The 17,297-nt window shown below is 52.6% G+C and carries 22 protein-coding genes and 1 riboswitch; of the genes, 15 read left to right on the top strand and 7 right to left on the bottom strand.

Translation table 11 applies throughout. The annotated features are described in order from the left end of the window. Positions 1-222 precede the first annotated feature (222 nt). Both LQK91_RS14530 and LQK91_RS14525 read left to right on the top strand, forming a co-directional pair. Positions 223-1,392 (top strand): alpha/beta hydrolase family protein, encoded by a 1,170-nt coding sequence (locus LQK91_RS14530; RefSeq protein ID WP_105099670.1) that lies wholly within the window; start codon positions 223-225, stop codon positions 1,390-1,392. A gap of 268 nt (positions 1,393-1,660) precedes the next feature. After that, a complete protein-coding gene (locus LQK91_RS14525; protein ID WP_425590761.1) occupies positions 1,661-2,038 on the top strand; it encodes a GNAT family N-acetyltransferase in 378 nt (125 codons plus the stop codon). A gap of 60 nt (positions 2,039-2,098) precedes the next feature. Here LQK91_RS14525 and LQK91_RS14520 read toward each other — a convergent pair whose 3' ends face one another. The 3 genes from LQK91_RS14520 to LQK91_RS14510 form a co-directional block, all read right to left on the bottom strand. Then, complete coding sequence (locus LQK91_RS14520) at positions 2,099-2,446, bottom strand: cupin domain-containing protein (protein ID WP_105099672.1); 348 nt, start codon at positions 2,444-2,446, stop codon at positions 2,099-2,101. Positions 2,447-2,535: 89 nt separating this feature from the next. Beyond that, positions 2,536-3,486: a hydroxyacid dehydrogenase gene (locus LQK91_RS14515; protein WP_105099673.1), complete on the bottom strand. Its 951-nt coding sequence runs from the start codon at positions 3,484-3,486 to the stop codon at positions 2,536-2,538. Continuing rightward, complete coding sequence (locus LQK91_RS14510) at positions 3,486-4,178, bottom strand: RraA family protein (protein ID WP_105099674.1); 693 nt, start codon at positions 4,176-4,178, stop codon at positions 3,486-3,488. The genes LQK91_RS14515 and LQK91_RS14510 overlap by 1 nt, the downstream gene beginning before the upstream one ends. 173 nt (positions 4,179-4,351) lie before the next feature. Between LQK91_RS14510 and LQK91_RS14505 the strand changes: the two genes are divergently transcribed. From LQK91_RS14505 to LQK91_RS14490, 4 genes are all read left to right on the top strand, one after another. After that, the gene (locus tag LQK91_RS14505; RefSeq protein WP_008924761.1) at positions 4,352-5,062 is read left to right on the top strand and encodes an IclR family transcriptional regulator; all 711 of its coding nucleotides are present in this window, start codon (positions 4,352-4,354) and stop codon (positions 5,060-5,062) included. A 281-nt stretch (positions 5,063-5,343) separates the two neighbouring features. After that, complete coding sequence (locus tag LQK91_RS14500) at positions 5,344-6,324, top strand: DUF1852 domain-containing protein (protein ID WP_105099675.1); 981 nt, start codon at positions 5,344-5,346, stop codon at positions 6,322-6,324. 27 nt (positions 6,325-6,351) lie between these two features. Further along, the gene (locus LQK91_RS14495) at positions 6,352-7,383 is read left to right on the top strand and encodes a methionine synthase (protein ID WP_003851594.1); all 1,032 of its coding nucleotides are present in this window, start codon (positions 6,352-6,354) and stop codon (positions 7,381-7,383) included. A gap of 270 nt (positions 7,384-7,653) precedes the next feature. Beyond that, positions 7,654-7,791 carry a hypothetical protein gene (locus tag LQK91_RS14490; RefSeq protein ID WP_003851592.1) on the top strand — a complete coding sequence of 46 codons (138 nt, stop codon included), beginning with the start codon at positions 7,654-7,656 and terminating at the stop codon, positions 7,789-7,791. Between the two features lie 86 nt (positions 7,792-7,877). Here the strand turns inward: LQK91_RS14490 and LQK91_RS14485 are convergent, their stop codons facing one another. Beyond that, positions 7,878-8,456, bottom strand: a complete 579-nt coding sequence (locus tag LQK91_RS14485; RefSeq protein WP_008924759.1) for a helix-turn-helix domain-containing protein — start codon at positions 8,454-8,456, stop codon at positions 7,878-7,880. Positions 8,457-8,519: 63 nt separating this feature from the next. On the opposite strand from LQK91_RS14485, the gene LQK91_RS14480 reads away from it, so the two are divergent. The 3 genes from LQK91_RS14480 to LQK91_RS14470 all read left to right on the top strand — a co-directional run bounded on the left by LQK91_RS14480 (position 8,520) and on the right by LQK91_RS14470 (position 10,317). Next, positions 8,520-9,029 (top strand): GNAT family N-acetyltransferase, encoded by a 510-nt coding sequence (locus LQK91_RS14480; protein WP_008924758.1) that lies wholly within the window; start codon positions 8,520-8,522, stop codon positions 9,027-9,029. Between the two features lie 137 nt (positions 9,030-9,166). After that, positions 9,167-9,799, top strand: coding sequence for a LysE family translocator (locus tag LQK91_RS14475; protein WP_105099676.1), 633 nt, complete (start codon positions 9,167-9,169; stop codon positions 9,797-9,799). An 89-nt stretch (positions 9,800-9,888) separates the two neighbouring features. Beyond that, positions 9,889-10,317, top strand: a complete 429-nt coding sequence (locus LQK91_RS14470) for a GFA family protein (protein ID WP_105099677.1) — start codon at positions 9,889-9,891, stop codon at positions 10,315-10,317. A gap of 15 nt (positions 10,318-10,332) precedes the next feature. Here the strand turns inward: LQK91_RS14470 and LQK91_RS14465 are convergent, their stop codons facing one another. Beyond that, the gene (locus tag LQK91_RS14465) at positions 10,333-10,881 is read right to left on the bottom strand and encodes an AAA family ATPase (RefSeq protein WP_085980545.1); all 549 of its coding nucleotides are present in this window, start codon (positions 10,879-10,881) and stop codon (positions 10,333-10,335) included. A 215-nt stretch (positions 10,882-11,096) separates the two neighbouring features. Here LQK91_RS14465 and LQK91_RS14460 point away from each other — a divergent pair, with 215 nt between their 5' ends. The 6 genes from LQK91_RS14460 (at position 11,097) to LQK91_RS14435 (ending at position 15,800) form a co-directional block, all read left to right on the top strand. Next, positions 11,097-12,215, top strand: coding sequence for an alkene reductase (locus LQK91_RS14460; RefSeq protein WP_105099678.1), 1,119 nt, complete (start codon positions 11,097-11,099; stop codon positions 12,213-12,215). Between the two features lie 16 nt (positions 12,216-12,231). After that, complete coding sequence (locus LQK91_RS14455; RefSeq protein WP_008924754.1) at positions 12,232-12,546, top strand: ArsR/SmtB family transcription factor; 315 nt, start codon at positions 12,232-12,234, stop codon at positions 12,544-12,546. A gap of 141 nt (positions 12,547-12,687) precedes the next feature. Further along, positions 12,688-12,807, top strand: a riboswitch (TPP riboswitch). A 131-nt stretch (positions 12,808-12,938) separates the two neighbouring features. Further along, positions 12,939-13,883, top strand: a complete 945-nt coding sequence (locus tag LQK91_RS14450) for an FAD-dependent oxidoreductase (protein ID WP_105099679.1) — start codon at positions 12,939-12,941, stop codon at positions 13,881-13,883. Continuing rightward, positions 13,867-14,064 (top strand): sulfur carrier protein ThiS, encoded by a 198-nt coding sequence (thiS, locus tag LQK91_RS14445; RefSeq protein ID WP_003851578.1) that lies wholly within the window; start codon positions 13,867-13,869, stop codon positions 14,062-14,064. Before LQK91_RS14450 ends, thiS begins: the two co-directional genes overlap by 17 nt. A gap of 2 nt (positions 14,065-14,066) precedes the next feature. Then, positions 14,067-14,822 (top strand): thiazole synthase, encoded by a 756-nt coding sequence (locus tag LQK91_RS14440; RefSeq protein ID WP_003851577.1) that lies wholly within the window; start codon positions 14,067-14,069, stop codon positions 14,820-14,822. Positions 14,823-14,831: 9 nt separating this feature from the next. Beyond that, positions 14,832-15,800 carry a HesA/MoeB/ThiF family protein gene (locus LQK91_RS14435; protein ID WP_105099680.1) on the top strand — a complete coding sequence of 323 codons (969 nt, stop codon included), beginning with the start codon at positions 14,832-14,834 and terminating at the stop codon, positions 15,798-15,800. 9 nt (positions 15,801-15,809) lie between these two features. Here LQK91_RS14435 and LQK91_RS14430 read toward each other — a convergent pair whose 3' ends face one another. Both LQK91_RS14430 and LQK91_RS14425 read right to left on the bottom strand, forming a co-directional pair. After that, on the bottom strand, positions 15,810-16,223 hold the full coding sequence (locus LQK91_RS14430; RefSeq protein ID WP_105099681.1) for an ASCH domain-containing protein: 414 nt from the start codon (positions 16,221-16,223) through the stop codon (positions 15,810-15,812). A 225-nt stretch (positions 16,224-16,448) separates the two neighbouring features. Then, positions 16,449-16,991, bottom strand: coding sequence for a DsbA family protein (locus LQK91_RS14425; RefSeq protein ID WP_008924751.1), 543 nt, complete (start codon positions 16,989-16,991; stop codon positions 16,449-16,451). Positions 16,992-17,297 lie beyond the last annotated feature (306 nt).

Raw genomic sequence — 17,297 nt, 5'->3', positions numbered from 1 at the left:
GCAACACAATACTGCTGCACATCCTTCTGGCGGGTTTTAAAAAGTCTGAGAGAAGTGCACATGAACCTGCGCTGAAACGACGACAAAACGATCTGACACTCATCCTCGTCGAGAAAGAGATCAGTAACAATCTGACAAGAAAATTCCTTTCCTCATCACTACTGACTTAAACAATCTCAGGCTACTTTATCCAATTAAAATGGATATACGGAGCCGCTAAACGTGTTTACATCCTCTCTGAATCATTCAGCATGCGGGCTTATAGTTATATTGACGTTAGGGCTGGCAGTTTCCATACCTAATGCGAACGCGGTTAACGCTGAAGAAAACCAGCAGATTAACGGTCTTGTCAGAGAGCCACTCATGCTACCTGTGACTTTACCAGAGGGTAAGCCAGCACTCCTGGAAGCTTTCGTGACGCGACCCGCCGGAGATAAACGCTGGCCTGTTGCCCTTATCACCCACGGCACGGCGGAGACGGCTGAGTTCGATCGGCTGGAAATGAACCCGAACTGGATGTCAGGAATGGCACTGGCATTCGCCCGGCACGGCTATGCGGCGGTGGTCGTTATGCGTGAAGGTTACGGGTATTCAAGCGGCGGTGCTGAATATACCGGCAGTACCTGTGTTGAGCCGCGGCATGATCTTGCCGGAAAACGGGATGCTGACGACCTGCTGGGAGCGCTCAACGCTATCAGGCATGAGCCCTGGGCATCCCATCATTCAGCCATTCTCGCCGGGATGTCAGCGGGGGGTTTTGGCGTCCTGGCCACGGGGGCCCGCCAGCCAAAAGGGGTTCAGGCAATCATCAACTTTGACGGCGGGCGGGGTGCCGGAAAGGGTGGGTCGTTGTGTGACAGAGCCGGGTTACTTAAAAGCTTTGCTTCCATGGGCGCCACTTCGCGCATTCCTTCGCTTTGGCTCTATTCGCAAAACGACACATTATTCCCGCCTTTCACCGGCATCTCTTTTTTCCATTCTTATACTTCAGCAGGTGGTCTCGCCAGCTTTATCGTGATGCCACCTTATGATACTAACGGTCATACTTTTATAGAATCCGCACCTGAAGATTTCTGGTGGCATCCTGTCGCTGAATTTCTTCAGAAACAGCGGTTGGCATACAAGGCGATAGTGGCGACACGCATTGAAAGACTGCCTCTGCCGCAGACTCTCAATAGCGCCTCAGGAACCTTAGCATTCAGAAAATATGAATCTGCACAGCTTTATGAAAAAGCATTTGCTACCGATGTCAGAGGTGATTGGGGAGTGTCTTACCGGGCGCGCACAACGGAAGATGCTGCTGCGAGGGCGCTTAGCAACTGTCAGATGCATGAGCATACCGCGAATGTGAAGTGCAGGATTTATGCTGTCAATAACACCCTCATGCCGTGATAAAATTAAATGGGTCAGTAACGTGATTCCTCGGGTGGAATGAACGTCTCTGCATATTGCGGTGTATTCTCATTAATCAGGTTTACGGGAAGGGTGTACGGCTTAATAAGGACACCTTCCCATGACCGGGATGTTTAATTGTTAAAAAGGAATAGGTGTGGAAGTAACTGCAGAACTGTGTCCTCCAGAGGAATGGGAATCAATGGTGAACATTTTTACTGAAATGGAAGAATATTATTACGGTAAAGGAATTATTCATGAGTCACTGTTGAAAAACTATCTTCATACTCAACTGTTCAGCACACTCTCTGGCACACAGGTTATCAGGGCGCGCTGTGGTACCCACATCGTTGGGCTGGCCTGTTGCACTATTCTTTATCCTTCTCCACGGTATAGCGGTGAGTTTCACATCAAAGAACTTTTCGTCTCTCAACATGAGAGAGGCAAAGGGATTGGTAAATCACTCATGCAGTTTATGGCGCAACTTGCCCTTAAGCAGGCGTGTCTCAGCCTGAGCTGGAACGCGGAAAAATCCAACCATCGGGCAAACCGTTTTTACCAGTCACTTGGCGGAAAGATCAACGACAGTATCGTGAGTTATTCTCTGCAGGGTGACTCCCTGAGAACACTGGCTACTGAAGATTAATCAGATCCTCACAACGCTGACCTGAAGAGAAGATAATCGATAGCACGCTTTCATGAGTTGTCAGCCGTTTTCAGGGAGGTCAGCACGATCGCCACGGGTTGATGGATGCGAAATCACAAGAAATTCCACCGGAAACCCGGTGTCATTTCTGGCCTGATGCTTTGCTCCCGGAGGGATTTCGAGTCCTTGCTGAGCCTTGATGTCATGTTTCTCACCCTCTGACTCCATGGTAAGAACACCACTGAGTACAAAGAAAAATTGTCTTGAGACGGCGTGCCAGTGACGTTTTTCAGACGTGCCTGGCGGCATCTTTTCATGAATGACCAGCATGTCCTGACGATTTAACAGATTCCAGCCGTCGCATTCTTCACCCCATACATAGTGCTCTGCGTTTTCCTTAGAAATCATCCTTATCGTCCTTTTAGCTGAATCTAATGAGTGCCTTCAGTATGAGATACAGCACTGAGTGAGTCATGTCTAATCTTTGACACTCAGAATTACGCTGCTGGACTTCCTTCCTTAAGCGTTACCGCCAGAACATCCAGAATGTTACGTGCTGCAACAGTGCCCATCTTCACGTAAGAGTTATCACTGACGCCGCCGATGTGTGGCGACAGAATTACGTTCTCAACATTCTGCCAGATATGTGGTGCCGTGAGGGGTTCTGAGTGGAAACTGTCCAGTGCGGCCCAGGCCACGGTGCCATTCTTCAGCGCCGCGCTCAGCGCGTCATCATCAATGAGTCCGCCGCGTGCGGTGTTCACCAGAATGGCGCCTTTTTTAAACAACGCCAGTTTCTCAGCGTTAATCATCTGGCGCGTCTGTTCGGTGAGCGGGCAGTGCAGCGAAATGACGTCAGACTGTTGCAGCAAATCGTCAAGTGAGGAGGACTCACACTCATCAGGGAAGGTTTTGGCAAAAGGATCATAGGCGAGAACCTTCATGCCAAAAGCCCGGCCAATGCGGGCAACGCGACCACCAATTGCGCCCAGCCCCACCAGTCCCAGTGTTCTGCCTTCCAGCTCAATGGACTTATGGGTGGATTTATCCCAGTATCCGTGACGCATACGCTGATCCAGCGTTATCACCGATTTGGCGCAGGCCAGAATCAGCGCCCAGGTATGCTCGGCCACGGCCGCTGCGTTGGCACCCGGCGCGGACTGGACACTGATATGGCGTTCTGCCGCTGCTTTTTGATCAATAACGTCAATGCCGCTGCCATGTTTGGAAATCACCCGCAGGGCAGGTGCGGCATCCATGATGCGGGCGTTGATTTTACCGTAGCGGACGATAATCCCCACAGGGTTATGCTGCTGGCAGAGCTGGAACAGCGTGTCTTCGTCAGGTTGGTTGCCAGCATAAACGATGCGGAATTCAGTCAGCAGATTCAGCGCCTGCGGTGCCAGATCGTTGCCGGTCACCAGAATGACGGAAGATGATGTTGTCATCACAGTGTCTCCCCCTCGTGCAGCATGCCTGCGATTTGAAGCGATTTCTCTAACCAGGGTGCGCGCAGGTCGCCATCACGAATGGCTGCAATGCGGCCGGTCTCAAAATCCAGTTTTTTCTGTGCCAGTTCGAGCAGCTCGGGAACGGCTTCACGCGGCAGAACCACGACGCCATCAATATCACCAATGACAAGATCGCCTGGCTGAATGGCTGCGCCCGCCACAGAAACAGGGAAGTTAACGCGTCCCGCAACAGATTTAGTCGGGCCGCAGGGATTCAAGCCTGCAGAGAAAACCGGGAATCCGTTTGCGCTCAGTGAATCGGCATCACGCACCGCACCATCAATAATGATTCCGGCGATACCAGACGCTTCAGCCTGAGTGGACATAATTTCCCCGATTAAGGCACAGCTGATATCGCCTTTGCCATCGACAACAATCACATCACCTGGCTGAGCAATTGCCAGTGCGGCGTGAATGGCGAGGTTATCGCCTGGCCTGACTTCAACGGTAATTGCCGGTCCGGCGACTTTCATCGTCGGGGAGACAGGTTTAACGCGACCATGCAGCGTTCCACGTCGTCCGGCAACATCAGCGAGTATCGCTGCCTGATACTGCGCAGCCTGTTTTACGAGCTCTGGCGCGACACGGACAATATCGCGATTGATAAAGGTATTCTCTGCATTAGGCATAAATCATTCCTCGTTTGTTTTACCAGGTGCAATCAAGTTGTACAATATAAAACAACTATATCTATGTTAATTCCGATCGCACCAGTGTTAAGCGTTCATTTGTGATGTAAATACGATGTGAATCACAAATTGCGCGGTAAACTGCCTGCCGTCGCACACAGGAGGACGTACCGATGGGGAATGAAGGCGTAATTGCCGTAGAAAAAGCGCTGGCGCTGCTGGATTGTTTCAAACCTGGCGAGGAGTCGCTGACGCTTACCGCCCTGGCGCAGCTGTCGGGCTACCATAAAACGACGGTTTATCGCCTGATGAACTCACTTGAGCGCATGAACTATGTGATTCGCCGCGACAATGGCGTTTACACTCTGGGGCCCAGACTGCTTTATCTGGGCAAGCTCTATGAGCAGTCCTTCCATCTGGCGAGTATTGTTCAGCCTGAACTGCATGCACTGGCGACCGCGACGGGCGAAAGTGCCTCATGGTATGTGATGGAAAATGAGCAACGACTCTGCCTTTTCAGAGCCGAGCCGTCGGAAGGTTTACGCGAAACGCGCCTGCCGGGCACCTTTCTGCCGCTGGATAATTCTGCTATCGGACAGGTGCTTCGCTACTGGGGTCTGAATGAACCTCTGTTTGACACTGCGCCTATGCTTCCCCTGTTCACGTCAGGTATACGCGATCCGCATATCGCGGCGTTCTCAGTACCGGTGTTTGGCGAAGGTGACAAACTGATTGCGGCGCTGGCACTGACCGGGCCCGCATCACGCCTGACGCAGACAACGTGTGACGGTGGGTTGGGTAAACTGATGAAAGAGGTGGCCAGCAGGCTTTCGATTAAATCAGGCGCGCACAAAGTGATGTGCGATAATTTTTATAAAATTTAGCGGTCAGCTTAACCCGCCTGCAGCGAGGCTTTTATGCACGGATTTAACCCGCCGGCGTTTAAAACCTCGCTCTTGTCATGAAAAAATCCCCACTTCCCGACCTCAACATGAATTTCCTTCATGTTCGTTGAAATTTAATCACTTTTTTTCAACCCGGCGTTGAGGCATAAAGTAAGAATTGTTAATAACTTTGAGTCATATGAATGCTTGTAAAGGGATAGTAACGCTGGAAAAACCCTTAAAACAACCATTCATCTCAGCGACCAGGATACCCGATAGCGATGAACAATTTAGCCTTTACCCTCAAGCGCATTCGTTTCGACGAAAACTATAATCCTTCGAAAAATACGCGGGCGACGACTAACTTCGCTAATTTAGCGCGCGGCGAAAAACGTCAGGAAAATCTGCACAACGCCCTGGCGATGATCGACAATCGTTTCAACGCGCTGGCGCACTGGGACAATCCTAAAAGCGATCGCTATTCTGTTGAACTTGAGATTATTTCTGCTGAGCTGAATCTTCGCCCGGAAAGTTCCGACGAGCTGTTCCCGGCGATTGAAATTCTTAAAACGCACATCGTGGATCATCAAACCGGTCAGCGCATTGAAGGGATTGTCGGCAATAACTTCTCATCCTATGTGCGTGATTATGATTTCAGTGTCGTGCTTGCAGAGCACAATAGAGGCCAGTCAGAATTCAGTCTGCCGGATGATTTTGGTCAGCTGCACGGCAATATTTTTAAAAGCTTTGTAAATTCAGCGGCCTATAAAGAGAGCTTCAGTAAATCGCCGGTTATCTGCCTGAGCGTGTCGAGCAAAAACACCTACGTGCGCACCGGTAACCATCATCCGGTACTGGGCATCGAATATCAGCAGGATGCGCCTTCCCTGACTGACGTTTACTTCGGAAAAATGGGTCTGAAAGTGCGTTTCTTTATGCCGCAGGGCAGTGTTGCGCCGCTGGCCTTCTACTTCCATGGCGACCTGCTCAGCGATTACACCAATCTTGAGCTGATCAGCACCATCAGTACGATGGAAACGTTCCAGAAAATCTATCGCCCGGAAATTTATAACGCCAATTCTGCAGCCGGACAGTGCTATCAGCCCACGCTGCAGCATCAGGATTATTCATTAACCCGTATTGTTTACGATCGCGAAGAGCGCAGCCGACTGGCCGTCGAGCAGGGCAGGTTTACTGAGGCGCATTTCATCAAGCCTAATCAGACACTTCTCGCACAATGGTCTGCTGAATTCGTTCTTTGATTAATTAAAACCAGAAGGTCACCTGCTATGAAAACCTTATTACCGACATCCACCGCGGGCAGCCTGCCTAAACCTTCATGGATTGCGCAGCCAGAGGTGCTCTGGTCACCCTGGAAATTGCAGGATGATGAGTTAGTTGACGGCAAAAGAGATGCGCTGCGTCTGTGTCTGGACGATCAGGTTCGTGCCGGTATTGATATCGTCAGTGATGGCGAGCAAACCCGTCAGCACTTCGTGACGACGTTTATTGAGCACCTCAGCGGTGTGGATTTTGAAAAGCGCGAAGTGGTCCGCATCCGTAATCGTTACGACGCGAGCGTTCCGACCGTGGTGGGTGAAGTCTCACGTCAGAAGCCTGTGTTTGTTGAAGATGCGAAAATCCTGCGCAAACTGACCGATCGTCCTATTAAGTGGGCGTTGCCGGGGCCAATGACGATGATCGATACCCTGTATGACAATCACTACAAAAGTCGTGAAAAGCTGGCCTGGGAATTCGCAAAAATCCTGAATCAGGAAGCCAAAGAGTTAGAAGCAGCAGGCGTGGATATCATTCAGTTTGATGAGCCTGCGTTTAACGTCTTCTTCGATGAGGTGAATGACTGGGGTATTGCTGCGTTAGAGCGTGCCATCGAAGGTCTGAAATGCGAAACCGCCGTTCATATCTGTTATGGCTACGGCATTAAGGCGAATACCGACTGGAAGAAAACGCTGGGTACAGAGTGGCGTCAGTATGAAGAGGTATTCCCAAAACTTCAGCGTTCGGCTATCGATATCGTTTCACTGGAGTGTCAGAACTCGCGCGTTCCGATGGACCTGATCGAGCTGATTCGCGGTAAAAAAGTCATGGTCGGTGCTATCGACGTGGCAACCCATGAAATTGAGACACCTGAAGCAGTGGCAAACACGCTGCGCAAGGCGCTGCAGTTTGTGGATGCTGAAAATCTCTATCCTTCTACCAACTGCGGCATGATCCCGCTGCCGCGTCAGGTGGCCAATGGCAAACTGCATGCGTTGAGTGCCGGCGCAGAGATTGTCCGCAGAGAGATTCTGGGAAAATAAACTTTTCCTGAGCAGGCTCAGTCCGGCTGGCGATTCGCTAGTGAGAAACCAAAAGCCGGACTGAGTAGTATTCCCTGTGCTGGGAGTGGGTTTGCACAGGGATACGTGTCAGCATTAAAATTACGCTACTACCTATCTTCTGCACCTTCTCTTTTCCCGCCAGCCTCATCGTTAAAATATCTTCTTACCTGATCCCTTACTCATATCGTCATGTTATATCTGTTGTTAAAGCTGATATTTTCAGTCAATCATCAGGTAAAAGGATCGAAGATGAATACAATATTTGAGTGGCGCCATAACCATTATCTGATCAGTACCGACAAGAAAAAATCAGACCAAAAGGCTAACCGGGAGAACTATATCTGGACGATGACGCGGCCTGATATCTATGCCGGGAATAATCGTTAAATAACCACGGCTAAACAGCGATAATCCGTTCAGATACAGCGCGGTGTAAATACATCATCAAGCATGGATGTCTGCCAATAAACGGATCAGACTGGCCGCAGGACGATCACAGCGTATCGACACGCCTTGCTGGTGTTATTTCTGAAGACACAATCAGCCGGATCGCCCAGTTCCAGACAATCGCCAGCCGCCATTTCATACGTGCTGGAGCCCGCTTCGAAGGTCAATGACCCTTCCAGTACCCATATCAGCTGACGTCTCGAAATATACGAGATAGCGGGCATCGGCACAGCGGTATTGGCGGGCAGTTCGACACTGACCAGATCGACCGGCATCTCACCCGGTGAAACGTGCCGACGCAAATAGCCGGTTTCAGGATCCTGCCATACCGGCTGATTTTCGTGCCTGACCAGCGTTCCTGTCTGAACTTCGGTCTGGGCCAGAAGCTGCGAGATGCTCATGTCAAAAGAGCCCGAAAGCCGCGCTAACAGCACTGCCGTCGGGCTGCTCTCTCCACGCTCAATTTTGTGGATCATCGCCCGCGATACACCGGAGTGACCTGCAAGGTCAGTCAGTGACCAGCCGCGTCTTTCTCTTTCATCTTTAACCTTTAATCCGATCCGGATATTCAGGCTATCTTCTTTACTGGACATTTCATCTAACATAATGGATAACTATCATTGTGTACAATTCATCTACTTTAGTGAATGGGCAAAGGGGTGTCTACCATGATTATTCGTGCGGCTATTGAAAGTGATGCTGATGTGATTGCTGAGATTTATAACGATGCGGTGCTTAACACCACGGCTATCTGGAATGAAAGCAGGGTAGATGTCGCGAACCGCATCGCATGGATACACAGTCGTCAGCAGGCGGGTTTTCCTGTGATAGTGGCAACGGACAACGATGAAAGCGTGCTGGGATATGCCTCATTCGGTGACTGGCGGCCCTGGGATGGATATCGCCACACCGTTGAACACTCTGTTTATGTTCATAATCACGCGCGGGGACAAGGCATAGGTGATGCCCTGATGCGGACGTTAATTCAGCTTGCCTGTAAGAGCAAAAAGCACGTGATGGTGGCGGGCATTGAATCGGAAAATGTAGCGTCAATCACACTGCATAAAAAGCTGGGCTTCACGGAGGCGGGCACCATGAAAGAAGTCGGCAATAAATTCGGGCGCTGGCTGGATCTGACATTTATGCAGTTGCGTCTGGATGACCGCAAACATCCATGACTATCACTGCCTGAAAGTTAACGCGCGCATGTGATGGCGGACATCCTTTGGAGGCTGAACGACATCGTGTGAATGAATTGTAAATTCATACACCAGCCGATATAACAGACGGATAACCACGCATCACCGAGGCAATGATGGCGCTTTCACACGAGTTAGTCCTGATATTCACCACCTATCTTGTCGCCACGGCCAGTCCCGGGCCGAGCAATATGGCCATAATGGGCACGGCAATGAAAAAGGGCAGAGGTGCCGCACTGGCGCTGGCGGCGGGTGTCATGAGTGGTTCAATGATCTGGGCGCTGCTTGCCGCCTGCGGTGTGCTGACCGTGCTGGCAACCTTCGCCCAGTTACTGATTGCGTTAAAAATCGGCGGTGGCTTGTATCTGCTCTGGCTGGCCTTTAAAGCGGGCAAATCAGCATTACGTCGCACGGAAGCCAGTGACTTTACCGCCAGCGATGATCGTGTAGCTTATGGCAGACTTTTCCGGCAGGGAATACTGATGCATATCGGCAATCCTAAAGCGATTCTCACCTGGGTAGCCATCATGTCATTTGCACTGAAGCCGGAGGGGATGGCGTCAACGCTACCGATTATTATCTGCGGCTGTGCGGCCATTTGCATGTTTGTCTTCGGCGGATATGCTCTGCTGTTCTCAACTGCCGTCATGAGCGCCTTTTACCGTCGGATTCGTCGGGAACTCGATGCGCTGTTAGCCTGCTGCTTTGGTCTGGCAGGGTTAAAACTGATATTCAGCCGCAACTCGTGACCTTTAATGATGAGTGATAGAATTTTGCTTCTGGCTTAAAACCTGAAATGATCGGGTAATTTCAGAATCCCCACTTACAAGGCAAAAAAATGCAAGGCGCATGTCTCTGCGGAACCGTGACTTTTGAACTATCGATTACACCCAGGCACTTTTATCGGTGCCACTGTTCACTCTGCAGAAAGCAAAGCGGAACCGGCTACAATCTTGCAACGCTGGTGAATGAGACAGACTTTAGCTGGCTATCCGGTGAAAGCCAGCTCGCTTCCTGGCGTAAACCGACCGGTTATCGCAACGATTTTTGTTCCAGCTGTGGTTCGACCGTACCTAACGCGCTGCGTGACAGGCCCTATATCTGGATCCCGGTGGGTTTACTCAATGAACCTGCCGATATGCAGTGCATCGGAGACTACTGTACCGATGACGCGATGCCCTGGGACACAACCCGTTCAGAGACAAATCATGCCGGGCCTGTTGAGTCGCTGAATGCACTATTGGCGAGCTTAACGTTACTGGATTAATAACAGCAGCCATGGTCAGTTATTCGTAAACGTTAAGCCCCAGTATTTCAGACAGGCATTCACATCAGTTGAAGAATGCAGCAGAAGCTTAGGCAGTCTGACATGGTCATAAAGTTTCTTATGGCGCTTTCTGTTCTTTGGGGCAGTAAGGATAATATATTTCAGCATATCCAGGGTTACATGCTCTTTGCGTATTCCGAGACCGCCAACTCGCGGCGTGAATGAGTAGCATCTGCGAATATACCGAAACAGCGCCACTGGCACTTTTACATCCAGAAGAATGAATCCGGTGGCGCGCGCGAGACGTTCTTCAATACATTTTGTGTAATTCCCATCCATAACCCATTTTTCCTGACTCACCGCGGCAGCGTGCAAGCGGAGAAATTCAGCCGGTGCTCTTGGAATCCATTGGCTTCCCGGAAGATGGTGAAGTTGATCCAGATGAATGGCAGGTAATGCTGTTTTGTGGGAGATAGCGTCCGCTAAAGTCGATTTTCCGCTGTTCGACGGGCCCATAATACAAATGCGCGGTCCGAGCGCGTCTAAAGAAAGTAGTGTGGTCACAATATTTTCCGGGAATTATCCTGTCAGGAAAAAGATAAATGAGTACAGCTCTGAAAGCCATCCGCATACCGCAATGATGAGATTCAACGGGTAAAAAGCGTGTAATAACGCCACCAATAGTAAAGGTTCGGGAACAAAAAGCACAGATTACACATTTACAAATTTAAATGTGTAAATATAATGGCGCCTCTTCACACATCAGAGGACTTTTTGTTATGCCGTCACTTTTTACCCCCCTGAACCTGGGCGATCTCAAACTTCGAAACCGCATTGTCCTGCCGCCGCTGACGCGTTGCCGCAGTGAACAGCCGGGCAATATTCCCGGCGATATGATGGTGGAATACTACCGTCAGCGTGCCGGTGCGGGACTGATGGTCACTGAAGGCACCCAGATTGAGCCTCGCGGGCAGGGCTATGCATGGACGCCGGGGATCCATAGCGACGCGCAAATCGCGGGCTGGAAAAAGGTTACAGAGGCGGTACATCAGGAAGGTGCCACCATTTTCTGCCAGCTCTGGCATGTTGGCCGCGTGTCACACAATGAACTTCAGCCAGGTAAACAGCCACCGGTAGCGCCTTCAGCCATCGCAGCCGATAACGTCCGGGTATTTATTGAAACCGGGCCAGGCGCGGGGATACTGACCGCACCCAGCGAGCCACGGGCACTGACCACAGAGGAAGTTAAAGAGATCGTTGCGCTTTACCGACAGGCAGCGGAGAACGCCAAAGCAGCCGGTTTCGACGGCGTGGAACTGCATTCCGCTAACGGCTATCTGATTAACCAGTTTATTTCAGAGCATACTAATCTGCGTACGGATGAATATGGTGGCTCAGCGGAGAATCGTCTGCGCTTCCTGCGTGAAGTCGTTGAGGCGGTCAGCTCGGTCTTTGGCAGCCATCGCGTGGGCGTTCGGTTTGCCCCTCTGTTTTCGAGTACTGACGAAGAGCGCGTTTATCTCGGTCTGGTTGAAAGCGATCCCCATGCCACCTACATCCGTGCTGCGCAACTGCTGAATGAGCTGGAAGTCGGCTATCTCTCCATTGCCGAAGCGGACTGGGATAATAGCCCGGACATGCCCGAGAGTTTCCGCGTCGCATTGAGGGAAACATTCCGCTCTCCGATCATCTATTCCGGTCGTTACACGGCTGAAAAAGCGCAGCATGTACTGGAAAAAGGCTGGGGCGATCTGTTTGGTTTTGGTCGTTCATTTATCGCTAATCCTGATTTGCCTGCACGCATTAAATCAGGTCATCCGCTGAATGAGGTCGACCACGCCTCTCTGTATGGCGGCACGGAGAAGGGTTATACTGACTATCCTGTTTTTCAATCCTGATACTCTGTGAGGCGGCATGTCCCCCGAAAATGCCCTGAAGTTACTGTCCAATCCAACCCGAGTGGCAGTGCTGAAGTGGCTTAAGCATCCTGAAGAAGCGTTTGCGGGCTATACCCAGCTCTATCCCTTCGATCAGTATGGCGTCTGTGCCAGCCTCATACAGGACAAGGCGGGCTTATCACAGCCCGCCACGTCGTTATGCCTGAAAGCACTTCACAGTGCCGGGCTGGTCGAAGCCAGCAAAGTGGGCAAATGGACCTATTATCGTCGTGCTGAACCGCGTATTCGTGAAATCACCGACGTGCTGACACAATCACTGCAGGCGCTGTAAGGCGACTGCAGTTTAAACACCCTCTCATTGCCTACTGCTAACGCATTGCATTTGACTCTGGCGCAAAACCTTGCCTGTCCCCTAAAATTCTTAGCAGCCATCCTGTGCGCGCTTGACGAAGCTGCCCGCTTCACTTACAACTAAACCCGTCAGGGGAGTCTCGCCAGAGAGACTGAGAGGCTAATAGCGCATCGCGCGGCTTAGCGACCCTTAGAACCTGACCCAGTTGATACTGGCGTAGGAAGACGGGTATCGCATCAGATACTTGCCGCAGGGGCGCATGCACGACGCCTCTGCCTTTTCCCTCCGTATCACGGGTCTTCGTTAACGTATAACGAGGCCAAAGTGAAATATCTCATCCAGAATCTCTCTCTTCCTCGCCGGTGGACATCATGAGCCGCTGGTCGGTGCTTGGCAGTGGCGTGGCCGGGCTGTGCGTCGCCACACTGCTGATGGAGCGGGGCGAAACCGTCGAAATCATTACGCAGCCTGACTGTCGTGCCGCCTCACACTGGGCGGGTGGCATGCTCGCGCCCTGGTGCGAAGCGGAAAGCGCGCCTCAGCAGGTGATCGATTGGGGCCAGCACGCTGCAGGCTGGTGGTCGCAACGTGTTGATGGCGTGGAACAGCAGGGTACGCTGGTGGTTGCGCCGCCGCGTGATAGCCGCGAACTGACGCGCTTCGCCAGCATGACGGAAAAACATGAGTGGGTCGTACCGGGTGATATCGAACCGGCGCTGGAAAATCGCTTTGCCCGTGGTCTGTATTTTGCGGCGGAGGCGCATCTCGATCCCCGCCTGGCGTTGCAGCAACTGCGTGACAAATTACAACAGGCTGGCGTGCCCTTACACAGTGGTGAACCCACCGGCACCATCATTGACTGCCGTGGCATTCACGCCGCGGATCAGCAGCCCGAGCTGCGCGCCGTACGGGGTGAAATGCTGATCCTCCAGACGCATGACGTTCAGCTCTCCCGTCCTGTCCGGCTGCTGCATCCTCGCTTTCCCTGCTATCTGGTGCCCCGAGCAGAAGGGCACTTCATGCTGGGTGCCACCATGGTCGAAAGTCACGACAGCAGTCCGATTAGCGCCAGAGCCATGATGGAGTTGCTAAGCGCCGCTTACAGTCTGCATCCGGCGCTGGCTGAAGCGCGGATTGTGGAGAGCGGCACCGGCCTGCGCCCTGCCTATCAACAGAACCTGCCGGAGGTTCGTTTTGAGAATGGCCGTTTTTCGCTCAATGGGCTGTATCGCCATGGCTTTTTGCTGGCTCCGATCATGGCTGAAAACCTCATGCTGCAACTGACTCAGGAGATGACTCATGCGAGTTCAACTTAATGGACGCACGATTGAAACCGATGCAGGCACGCTGGCGGAACTGCTGCAGGAGCAGCAGATCGACCCGCGCTCCGTCGCCGCCGCGCTGAACGGTGAGTTTGTGCCGCGAAGCCGGTATGCCAGCCAGCAACTTGAGGCGGGTAATCAGCTGGAAATCCTGTCACCGATGCAGGGAGGTTAATGATGTTCTATCAATTTGCGCCGCAATCCCGCTTTCTTCTGGGTACTGCTGGCTATCCGTCTCCCGACATTCTGCAGCAGGCGATCGACGCCTCAGGTGCAGAAATCATTACTGTCAGCCTTCGACGGGAGGGCAGCGAAGGGGGTGCCTTCCGCACGCTACTGCAACAGCTCAACAAGCGCATTCTGCCGAATACAGCCGGTTGCCACACGGTAAAAGAAGCCGTGACAACGGCGCAAATGGCGCGTGAACTGTTCGACACGCCATGGATCAAACTGGAAGTGATCGGCCATGCTGACACGCTGCAACCCGATCCTTTTGCACTGGTTGAAGCCGCCCGCATCCTCTGTGCTGACGGTTTCCAGGTTTTTCCCTATACCACCGAAGATCTGATTGTCGGTGAAAAATTGCTGGAAGCGGGTTGCGAAGTGCTGATGCCCTGGGGCGCGCCAATTGGCTCCGGTCAGGGGCTGCGCAATATCGAAGGGCTGCGCACGATGCGTGCGTGGTTTAAAGATGTGCCGCTGATTATCGACGCAGGTATCGGCTCACCCGGTCAGGCGGCGCAGGCTATGGAGATGGGTTTCGACGGTGTGCTGCTCAACACAGCGGTGGCAAAAGCAGGCGATCCGGTGCGGATGGCCGGTGCGTTTGCTGCTGCGATTTATGGTGGACATCAGGGATTCCAGGCGGGCCTGATGGAGCAGCGTGATATGGCCTCTGCCTCTACGCCCATTTTTGGTCTGGCAGAGTTCTGAGGAGAGACAATGGCGCGTTATCAGCGACAGACCATGTTGCCTGAAATTGGCGAAGCGGGGCAGCAGCGGCTGGCCAGGGCAAGCGTGCTGGTGGTGGGCGCGGGCGGCCTCAGCGCCACCCTGCTGCCGTTACTGGCAGGTGCGGGCGTGGGATTTATTCGTCTTTACGATGGCGATCGTGTTGAACTGCACAATCTTCACCGGCAGACGTTGTTTGGTGTCGGCGATGTGGGCGAGCTTAAAGCACACTGTGCGCAGCGTGCGCTGGCGCAGCGAAATCCTGACTGCCTTGTCGAGGCGCATTCACACCTGCTGAGCGCCAGTCAGCTACCGCAGGCGCTGGAGGGAATCGATCTGGTGGTGGATGCGGCGGATAACTTCGCCATTACTTATCAGCTTTCTGACGCCTGCTATCCGCGCGACCTGCCGCTGATCTGCGCCTCGGTGCTGGGGCGTAAAGGGTATGTCGGCGGATTCTGCGGCGGTGCGCCCGGCTATCGCGCAGTGTTCCCGCAGTTGCCCGTGGCCTCGGGTAACTGCAATACCGCTGGCGTAATGGGACCTGCGGTGGCGACGCTGGGTGCAATGCAGGCACAGATGGCACTGAGTGTATTACTCAGGCTGATGCCATCGCCGCTTGGCTGCATGATCCAGTGTGACTTTGTGGACTGGCACATCAGGCAGTTTCGCTTCGATGATGCACCTGAGCCGGACACGCCTGGCACGCCTTTTATCGATCGTCTGATGCTCAGGGATGATGACTGCGTTGTGGAGTTGCGTAGTCTGGAGGAGGCGTCTGAAAGTGTGGCTGATAGGGTGTTACGGATTCTGCCGCAGCAGATAGCAGCCTGGCAGCCGCCATCCGATCAGCGCGTGGTGCTGGTGTGCGCCAGTGGCATGCGCGCCGCCCAGGCGGCGGATAACCTTGCCGCGCGGGGCGTTACGCGGCTGGCGCTGATGGCAGCGAATACGCTGTAGGAGGCGGGTTTAAATCACCTCGACCAGCTGGAACGTCTCGAAGATCAGCTCCATTTCGCTGTGGAAATAGCCTTCACGTTCGAAATAGCGCTGATGTTCCTGTCGCCAGTAGTCGAGGCTGAGATCGCCTTCACCCTCCAGCATCGCCATCTCTGGCGTCACGCGGTCAAAGCGCGTCAGGAATAGTCCGGTGGTGCGGATAACACACACCGGCTGCTTTTCGCCGTTCAGAAGAATGCTGTAACCGCCCGGCTGAGGCAAGGCATCCTGCTCCTGCCAGCTCCGCAATGAACCGCAGGTAGCCACCTTCTTTCCGGCAATAATCAGCGTTGCAAGCTCGCTGGCTAATTCCGGAGAATCACCAAATGCATCTGTAAATGCACCCGGATATTTGTCCTGTATCTGTTCAAGCGTCATTGTCATCTGCAAATCCTTAGTGAAATAAGCGCCTGACCAGCATAACTGCAGGCCAGCGGCGCCGTTTAGAGGATGTAGCAACGGCTCAAACGCTGCTAATAGCCGTACAGCTTACCCGGCCTGCTTACGGGAAAACAGGCATAATTATCAGGACATTGAAAGAGATGGCGTACTGGCTCTCTTAGCGGTGGTTTAAAGCCTGGCGCGGCAACGGCGGCCGCGCACGTAAAACTAACGCATCAGAAAGCTCGACCAATGTTCGATGTCGTCACCACTGCTGATTTCAGGTTGTACCAGACCATTGACCATAAAGGTCGGGGAAACGTGGATACCATTCTGACGGGCATACTTGCAGTGCCATTTAATCGCGTTCTGCAGGTCAGGCTGATCAAACGCGGCGCTGGCATCTACGCCACTGTACGCTTTAAGACGGTCCAGAATCTGGTTTGGCGTGGTATCGCGATTCGGGCCGGTGCAGTGGTCGGTGAATTCGAACTCTTCACGATGATCGGCCACCGCCTGCATCACCTTCTTCGCTGCGTCTTTACTTTCGCAGGCGGCGGCAAGGATATAGCGGACAATCAGCCCGGAATAAAGATGCCATGGCTGAGATTGCAGCCGGATCTTCACGGTGATTTTATCTTCACCTGCGTGCGCCAGTAATGCGTCTAATTTATTGAATGCACGCACCGAAAAAGGACAGGTAGGTTCCAGGAAAACTTCAAACACTTCGGGGCCATGGCCCCACACCAGGACATCAGCATGCTGATACATCGGTCACTCCTAAAAGATAAACAGGAAGGTAAGACATTTACTCTGGCAAATCCTCTTTATTTCAGCCAGTTGAGAATCAGCCGCAATTGTTACAAAAATCAGCAATCAATCAATCACTGACTGGCGCGTAACAGGAGACAGGCAGGTCCATTGATCGCTAGAATTAAAGGCATTAGCATTCTCATTATCTGACTCTTTATCGTCAGCTGAACTGAAGAGCGCTATAGTTACCCGCAGAGTTTGCTATCTGCATGATGAAGCCATCTCTGCGACTTTCCTGCTGATCGCCTGCCCCGAGCCGATAAG

Origin of the sequence: Pantoea sp. MHSD4, assembly GCF_021043305.1 — a bacterium.
Lineage (GTDB): Bacteria > Pseudomonadota > Gammaproteobacteria > Enterobacterales > Enterobacteriaceae > Pantoea > Pantoea eucalypti.
The sequence above is the reverse complement of the archived record's forward strand: the minus strand, read 5'-3'. Positions and strand labels throughout refer to the sequence as shown.